Below are 8,129 nucleotides of genomic sequence, written 5' to 3'. Positions count from 1 at the left end.
AGTCGAGCCACAAGGAATAAAATACAAATCCACATTCACATATTTCAATATTACAGAATACACAAACCGTAATCAATCACGGATAAATAAGATTGATAGAAAGGAACATATATTGTAGATGACTACTTAGATGGGTCAATTACAATATACCAGGTTAAATGATGGATAGAGATGATAAATTTTGGCATGATTTAAATGAAAGAGAAGAAGCCTGGGTTTATGAAAAGGCTGAATTTGATAAGATAGCTCATTATGTCGATGGAGAAGCTAAAGGAAAGGCTGAAGGAAGAGCTGAAGGAAAAAAAGAAAAATCGAAATCGCATGTCATAAAGTTCTATAAAATGAAATATCCAAATGAAGATATAAGTTGGTTAGAAAATCTCACAGAAAAACAATATGATGAAATCTTTGATATGTTATTAAATAATGAAGATTTAGAAGTAATAAAGAGAATAATAGGAAAGTAAGGTACGAAAAATCGTACTTTTCTTTTGCTTTAATATTGAAAAATAAATTATATTTCTTTAATATATTTTTGAAGAAAAAGGGGAGAAGTGAATGATTAAATTAATAGCAACAGATATGGATGGAACTTTTTTAGATTCTTCTAAAAGATTTTCAATGGAATTTTTTGATATTTTTGCTGAACTTAGAAAAAAAGGAATTAAGTTTGTAATTGCTTCAGGAAATCAATATTTCCGTTTATATCAAAAATTTTTACCAATTTCTAATGAAATGTATTTTATTGGTGAAAATGGGAGTTATATAGCTAAAGGAGCAAAACTTATTTCAACTAATACTTTAAAAAAGGAACAAGTACAAGCGGTTATTCAATTGGTAGAAAAACATCCTGAATTGAATATGATTTTATGTGGTGTAAAAAGTGCGTATTGTTTAAGTGAATTTAAACATTTAGAATCAGTTGTTCGTACATATTATTGTAATTATCAATTTGTAGAAAGTTATGATGAAATTGATGACGAAATTATGAAAATAGCAATCTATGATCCTAGTCATCAAATTATCCGTTATGCTGATGATATTGCTAGAGGATTAGATAAAGGTGTTAAGGCAACAACTTCAGGTAATGAATGGATCGATATTCAAAATGAAGATATTAATAAAGGGGTAGCTATCAAGTTATTACAAAAAAAATTAAATATCAAACCGGAAGAATGTATGGCGTTTGGTGATCAAATGAATGATTATACTTTACTTAAAGCGGTAAAATATAGTTATGCTATGGCCAATGCTGTTCCACGTATTAAAGATATTGCTTATGGCATTGCTAAAAGTAATGATCATCAAGGTGTTTTAGAGGTGATCAAACAAGAAGTATTGAATGAATTATAGAGTGTAAACTCTTACATTGAAAAATAATTCTTGACATAAAAAATAAATAATGACAATTCAAATTATTATGATATAATGAGGAAGTTATCGAAGGGAGAGTAGCGTATGAATATTAGAAATATAGCGATTATTGCCCATGTAGACCATGGAAAAACAACATTAGTAGACCAATTATTAAAGCTATCTGGAACATTAGAAGACCGTGAACAAATTAGTGAACGTGCGATGGATAGCAATGCCCTTGAAAGAGAAAGAGGAATTACAATTCTTGCTAAAAATACAGCAATTAATTATAAAGATTATCGAATCAATATCATGGATACACCAGGCCATGCTGACTTTGGTGGAGAAGTAGAACGTATCATGAACATGGTAGATGGTGTTTTATTAGTAGTAGATGCTTATGAAGGAACAATGCCACAAACACGTTTCGTTTTAAAGAAAGCTTTAGCTGCTAAAGTAAAACCTATCGTAGTTATTAATAAAGTAGATAGACCTGTAACACGTATTGATGAAGTTATGGATGAAGTCTTAGAATTATTTATGGAATTGGGCGCAGATGATGACCAATTAGAATTCCCAACAATCTATACTTCAGCTTTACAAGGAACATCAAGTTTAGATCCTGATATTTCAACACAAGTACCAAATATGGATTGTTTATTTGATATGATTATCAAAGAAATTCCTGAACCATTAGTAGATGTTGATGGACCTTTACAATTCCAACCAGCTTTATTAGACTATAATGATTATGTAGGACGTATTGGAATCGGACGTATTCAAAGAGGTAAGATTCATGTTAATGAATCAGTCACTTGTGTAAGAGCTGATGGAAGCCATAGTCAATTTAGAATTCAAAAATTATATGGATTTATTGGATTACACCGTATTGAAATTGAAGAAGCAAGTGCAGGAGATATCGTTGCTATTGCTGGTCTTGCTGATATTGGTGTTGGTGAAACAGTATGTACAACTGGTCAAGAAGAAGCCTTACCATTATTACATGTTGATGAACCAACAATTCAAATGGTTTTTGGAACAAATACTTCACCATTTGCTGGTCAAGATGGTAAATTTGTGACTGCTAGACAAATTGAAGAAAGATTATTTAAAGAAACAAATAGAGACGTTTCATTAAAAATTGAAAGAATTCAAAATAGAGAAGAATGGATCGTTTCTGGACGTGGAGAATTACACTTATCTATTTTAATTGAAAATATGAGACGTGAAGGTTATGAATTACAGGTTTCTAAACCTAAAGCAATCATGAAAGAAATCGATGGTGTTTTATGTGAACCATATGAAGAAGTAACTATTGAAGCACCTGATGATTGTATTGGAGCGGTTATTGAATCACTTGGATATCGTCGAGGTGTCTTAGAAACAATGGATTCTCGTGATGGACAAACACGTGTTGTTTATACAATTCCATCAAGAGGTTTATTTGGATTTATGACAAACTTCTTAACAATGACAAAAGGATATGGAATTATCTCTCACTCATTTATTGATTACCGTCCAATGGAAGGTGAAACAGTTGGTAAGAGAAACTTAGGAGTTTTAATTTCAATTGATAGTGGACAAACTACAGCTTATTCACTTGGAAGTGTTGAAGATCGTGGAGTTATGTTCGTTGGTCCTGGTGTGGATGTTTATGAAGGTATGATTGTTGGTGAACACAGTAGAGATAATGATTTAACTGTTAATGTTACTAAAGGTAAACAAATGACAAATACACGTTCATCATCAAAAGATTCTACAGTTGTTTTAAAAAGACCTCGTCAATTTAATCTAGAATCTTGTTTAGATTATATTAATGAAGATGAACTTGTAGAAGTAACACCAAATAATATTCGTTTAAGAAAACGCTATTTAACTGAAAACGAAAGAAGACAACAATATAGAAAAAATAACGGATAAGAAAGAGCTCATTCGAGCTCTTTTTTAAATTTGACACTAATTTGTGTAATATAATTTTGTGGATTTGCTTCAGTAAGTTCATCAATTAAACTTTCATCATAAGCAAAATCATCTAATACTAGATGATTTTTTTTAGCATAATCTAAAAAAAGATGATAGGATTGATAAGATGTTTCATAAGTTCCTTTATGATAAATAACTAAATAGTTACCAGAAGGTATAATATCATAATTTTCATCTTCTAGTTGATTATCTAAAATTGTGTAATAATATTGATAAAATGTTTTCTTTCTTTTTGACTTTAACATTTTTTTCCATTCAACCATTCCACTAATAGCATGTCCTAAGGAATGGTTTTGTTTTTTTCTATATTTAATATGTTCTCCTAAAATTTTATACTGATTGATTTCTTTACTATTAAAAGGAATATAATCACTTTTAATAATTTTAATCTCATCTCGATATTCGATATATACCATATCTGTCAATATTTGATTAGCTTTGGTAATAAGTTGACATTTTGTTTCCATCATATTGATCATTTTATGATAGGTAGTAATAATCTCTTTTAAAGTATTCATCTTATTAGAAAATAATTCATACGTACTTTGAGCATTACGATGTTCAATATAATCTTTGATTTCTTCTAAAGAAAGTCCTATCTTTTGAAGAGACTGTATAGTAGCTATAATGTCTAATTGAGACATTAAATAAAATCTATAGCCTTTTTCGTTTTTATATGCAGGTAAAAAGATACCTTTTTTTTCATAAAAAATTAAAGTTTGACGACTCACTCCTGAAACACTTGCAAATTCTGTTGGTGAAACATAAAAATTATCCATTTTTTAGCTAATCCTTTCCTAAATTAAAAAATTCACAAATAACACTTGATTGTATAGTTACAATATAGCATAAAATAAACGTAGAGTTAAGAAACAGGAGGAAAATATGTTAGAAGTCAATAATTTTTTTCATGGAACACGTATTGTAGAAGGATATGGTGTTTTAAATGAAACAGGGAATGAAGTAAAAGCATTAGGATTTAAGAAAGTGTTGATTGTTACAGATGATTTTTTATCTAAATCAGCTCATTATCAAGTATTAAAAGAAAGTTTAGAAAAAGAAGGAATTGAATATTTATTAGAAACAAACGTAAAACCTAATCCAAGAGCAGAAGATTGTGATGCAATGGCAAAAGTTGCTATTGAAGAAAAGGTAGATGCCATCATTGCTTTAGGTGGAGGGTCAGCAATGGACCAAGCAAAAGCAGTTGCTGCAATTGTTACAAACGGAAAAACGACTGTTGAATGGGGAGATGTAGAATTAGAACATTCAATTTTACCACTTATTTGTATTCCTTCAACTGCTGGAACAGGAAGTGAAGTTACATGGTGTGCAGTCATTACAGATACAGCAAGAATGTATAAAATGACAGTTGGGGATCCTATTCATATGATTCCAACACTTGCAATTTGTGATCCAACAATTACTTTAGATTTACCACAATCACTGACAGCATCTTGTGGAGTGGATGCTTTAACACATTGTATAGAAGCTTACACAGTTAAAGTTCATCAACCAATTACAGATGCGCTTGCTTTAAAAGGAATTTCATTAATTGCTCAAAATTTAGAAAAAGCTTATGTAAATGGTCATGATAAAGAAGCAAGAAGAAATATGATGATAGCAAGTACAATAGGAGGTATGTCATTTATTAGCTCTAATGTTGGTGCTGTTCATGCCTTTGCTGAAACAGTTGGTGCATGGTTTGATACACCACATGGTGTCGCTAATTCTTTATTTTTACCATATATTATGGAATACAACATTCCTGCATGTTTAGATAGATTTGTAGATATTGCTGATGCTTTAGGTATTGAAAGAAATGGTATGAATGATCAAGAGTATGCATATAGTGCAGTTCAATATGTAAAAGATTTAAATAGAAGATTAAATATTCCTAAAATTAAAGAAATAAAAGGGATTACTGAAGATAAGTTTGATGCAATTGCTCAAAGATCAGCAGATAATGTTTTATCAAATGATAATGCAAGAGAAATTCATAAAGAAGATTACTTAGAATTATTAAAAAAAGCTTATAAAGATGAAGGAGAAAAAGAAAATGCATAAGATTAAAAAAATTGTTGATTTATCATGGGAATTTACAGCTGATACACCAATTTATCCAGGAGATCCTGAACCATCAGTTACTGTAGCAACAACTTTAGAAAATGAAGGTTATAATTTATCAACATTAGTAATGGGAACACAAACAGGTTCACATGTAGATGCCCCTTATCATTTTTCTAATGAAGGAGCAACAATTGATCAAATGGAGTTAGATTTCTTTTTAGGAGATGCTATTGTTGTAAGAGTCACTGATAAAAAAGCTGAAGAAGCAATTACAATGGAAGATATTGAACCTTATAAAGAACAAATTACACCTGGTAAAATTGTTTTATTTAATACAAATTGGTATAAAAAAAGAGGAACAGAAGAATTTTTCCATCATCCTTATGTTAATGGAGAAGTTGCTCATTATTTAGTAGAACAAGGTGTTAGATTTATTGGAATTGATACAATTAATGCTGATCAAACAGGTGGAACAGAATTCCCAGTTCATGATTTATTTTCTGAAAAACGCTTAATGATTGGAGAAAACTGGGCTTATTTTGATCGAATTGATTTTGAAAATCCTTATATTATTGCTATTCCAATGAAAGTTGTAGGTTGTGATGGTTCACCAGTAAGAGCAATTGCTGTTGAGTGGGAGGATTAATGATGGATAAAAAGATTATTCTAGGATATACACGTAGATTACTTGCAATTATTCCTTCTATTTTCTTTTGTGCTCTAGGGGTCGCTTTGCTTGTTTCACCAGAATGGGGAAGCGATCCTCTTACTACTTTTGAAATAGGACTATCTAATGTTTTTCATGTTCAATTAGGAACAGCAGCACTTGTTTTTGAAGGAATTGTTTTCTTTGTATTTTTAATTATTAGAAGAGATTTAGTACATTTAGGAACATTAGCTTGGTGCTTTTTAATAGGTCCATTTGAAAATGTTTGGTTAGATTTTTTAGCACCAATATTACCACCTGTAGATGCGATGTCATTTGGTTTAAAAGTAGGTTGTATTATTGCTGGATCTTTAATCATTATCCTTACTCTGGCCTACTATATTCCTATTGGTCTTGGATATCAATCAAGTGATATTTTTGCTTTTGCAATGGCTGATTTATTACATAAGAGTTATGGTATAGGTTTATCAGTTTCTTATTGTATTTTATTTGCCTTGGGAGTTTTTATGGGAGCTTCTTGGGGGATAGGAACACTGATTGCAGTTTTTGTTTATGGACCAGTTATTGATCAATTATTACCTTATTTTAAACCTTATACTTATAAGATAGCTGGGATGACAGATGAAAAAGATGACTAAAAAACAAATGTATTTGTATGGCTTACCTGGTCTTGCAATATTGTTTACATTTACAATGTTTACGACTTATGGTTTATATTTCTTTACAGATGTTGTAGGACTTTCAGGAAGTTTTGCAGGTTTTATTATGACTATTGGGACTGTTTGGGATGCCATTACAGATCCTCTAGTAGGAATGATTTCTGATGCAAGAGATCCTCAAAAAGGACGAAGAAGACCATTTTTAATTGCTTTTGCCATTCCTTTTGGAATTGTTACATGGCTTTTATTTACGTCATGGAATTTTGTAGAAACCACACAAAAGATTTATTTTATTGTTGTTGCCATTTTATTTTATACATTTCAAACATTAATAGATATGCCTTATACATCTTTAAGTGGTGAAGTTACAAATGATTATGATACAAGAAGTCGATTAGCCACTATTAGAACATTTTGGGCTATCGTAGGGGTTGCTTTAGGAAGTGGTATCATGGCATATACTTCTTTTTTAGCTCCTTTTGTAGGAAGTATAAAGAATGCTTGGTCTGTTTGTTTTGCTATTTTTGGTTTTATTTGTACAATCAGTATTTTAATTGGTTGGAAAGTTTCTAAAGGTTATGAAAATCAAGAAGTCATCATTAAAGAAAAAGTAACTTTTAAAGATTTATTAAATGGACCATTAAGAAATAAAGCTTTTTTACATTTAACAGCAGAATTTATTTTTGCTATTTTAGCACAAGCTGTATTTTTAGGCGTATTAGTTTATTACCTTACTTATAATTTACAATTAAGTAATATGCAAGTGTCGATGGTCAATATTATTATGTGGATTGTTGCTTTGTTTTGGGTGTTTCCTATTAATAAATGGTCCATCAAATATTCTAAAGCTAAAGCTTGGTGTATTTCGATGGGGATTTGGTTTGTATGTATGATTGTATTTCCTCTATTTATCTTAAAACCAAAATCAGCTATTGGTCCTGTTATCATGACAAGTATTTTAGTAGTTGGACTTAATGCTTTATATCAAGTGATTTATGCAATGATTAGTGATTGCGTAGAAGTTGATTGTTTGATAAATAAGGTTAGAAAAGATGGTATTTTTTATTCAATGGCTACTGTTTCACAAAAAATAGCAGCAGCTATTGGGGTAAGTATCTTAGGAAACTGTATGGATAAAATTGGTTATAATGGTCAATTAGCAACCCAAAGTTTAGCAACACAACATGGAATTGCTCTTTTATTTATAGGTGTGACGTGTATATGTTTACTTTTATCTATTATTTGTATGATGACAAATCCACTTACGAAAAAAAGATATCAAGATGTTTTAGAAGCTTTAAAGAAAAAAGAACAAGGTCAAGAAATTAATATTGAAGAATTTAAAGATTTGTTAATAATAAAGATGAAAAGATAGATTTTGAATAAAAATCTAT

8 protein-coding genes are annotated in these 8,129 nt (G+C 30.2%); 7 read left to right on the top strand and 1 reads right to left on the bottom strand.

Annotation, left to right across the window (positions count from 1 at the left end; all coding sequences use genetic code 11):
* The first annotated feature begins 161 nt into the window (after positions 1-161).
* The 3 genes from LJD34_RS10095 (at position 162) to typA (ending at position 3,276) form a co-directional block, all read left to right on the top strand.
* Entirely contained in the window at positions 162-467 is a 306-nt protein-coding gene (locus tag LJD34_RS10095) for a hypothetical protein (protein WP_227359796.1), read from the top strand.
* 91 nt (positions 468-558) lie between these two features.
* Positions 559-1,353, top strand: a complete 795-nt coding sequence (locus tag LJD34_RS10090) for a Cof-type HAD-IIB family hydrolase (protein ID WP_032090671.1) — start codon at positions 559-561, stop codon at positions 1,351-1,353.
* A 105-nt stretch (positions 1,354-1,458) separates the two neighbouring features.
* Positions 1,459-3,276: a translational GTPase TypA gene (gene typA, locus LJD34_RS10085; protein WP_119363816.1), complete on the top strand. Its 1,818-nt coding sequence runs from the start codon at positions 1,459-1,461 to the stop codon at positions 3,274-3,276.
* A gap of 8 nt (positions 3,277-3,284) precedes the next feature.
* Here typA and LJD34_RS10080 read toward each other — a convergent pair whose 3' ends face one another.
* Complete coding sequence (locus LJD34_RS10080; RefSeq protein ID WP_227359795.1) at positions 3,285-4,118, bottom strand: MerR family transcriptional regulator; 834 nt, start codon at positions 4,116-4,118, stop codon at positions 3,285-3,287.
* A gap of 106 nt (positions 4,119-4,224) precedes the next feature.
* On the opposite strand from LJD34_RS10080, the gene LJD34_RS10075 reads away from it, so the two are divergent.
* Genes LJD34_RS10075 through LJD34_RS10060 form a run of 4 tightly spaced genes read left to right on the top strand, consistent with a single transcriptional unit; the run spans position 4,225 to position 8,110 of the window.
* On the top strand, positions 4,225-5,406 hold the full coding sequence (locus tag LJD34_RS10075) for an iron-containing alcohol dehydrogenase (RefSeq protein WP_227359794.1): 1,182 nt from the start codon (positions 4,225-4,227) through the stop codon (positions 5,404-5,406).
* Complete coding sequence (locus LJD34_RS10070; RefSeq protein WP_081918962.1) at positions 5,399-6,055, top strand: cyclase family protein; 657 nt, start codon at positions 5,399-5,401, stop codon at positions 6,053-6,055. Before LJD34_RS10075 ends, LJD34_RS10070 begins: the two co-directional genes overlap by 8 nt.
* Positions 6,056-6,057: 2 nt before the next feature.
* Entirely contained in the window at positions 6,058-6,714 is a 657-nt protein-coding gene (locus LJD34_RS10065) for a YczE/YyaS/YitT family protein (RefSeq protein ID WP_032090667.1), read from the top strand.
* Entirely contained in the window at positions 6,698-8,110 is a 1,413-nt protein-coding gene (locus LJD34_RS10060) for an MFS transporter (protein WP_227359793.1), read from the top strand. The genes LJD34_RS10065 and LJD34_RS10060 overlap by 17 nt, the downstream gene beginning before the upstream one ends.
* Positions 8,111-8,129: the final 19 nt, after the last annotated feature.

Source organism: Faecalibacillus sp. MSK20_93, assembly GCF_020589945.1.
Taxonomy (GTDB): domain Bacteria; phylum Bacillota_I; class Bacilli_A; order Erysipelotrichales; family Coprobacillaceae; genus Faecalibacillus; species Faecalibacillus intestinalis.
This window is presented reverse-complemented; position numbering and strand designations above follow the sequence as displayed.

Coding starts and splice junctions, on each gene's coding strand:
- LJD34_RS10095 (WP_227359796.1), top strand. CDS start 162: ATGGATAGAGATGATAAATTTTGGCATGATTTAAATGAAAGAGAAGAA.
- LJD34_RS10090 (WP_032090671.1), top strand. CDS start 559: ATGATTAAATTAATAGCAACAGATATGGATGGAACTTTTTTAGATTCT.
- typA (WP_119363816.1), top strand. CDS start 1,459: ATGAATATTAGAAATATAGCGATTATTGCCCATGTAGACCATGGAAAA.
- LJD34_RS10080 (WP_227359795.1), bottom strand. CDS start 4,118: ATGGATAATTTTTATGTTTCACCAACAGAATTTGCAAGTGTTTCAGGA.
- LJD34_RS10075 (WP_227359794.1), top strand. CDS start 4,225: ATGTTAGAAGTCAATAATTTTTTTCATGGAACACGTATTGTAGAAGGA.
- LJD34_RS10070 (WP_081918962.1), top strand. CDS start 5,399: ATGCATAAGATTAAAAAAATTGTTGATTTATCATGGGAATTTACAGCT.
- LJD34_RS10065 (WP_032090667.1), top strand. CDS start 6,058: ATGGATAAAAAGATTATTCTAGGATATACACGTAGATTACTTGCAATT.
- LJD34_RS10060 (WP_227359793.1), top strand. CDS start 6,698: ATGAAAAAGATGACTAAAAAACAAATGTATTTGTATGGCTTACCTGGT.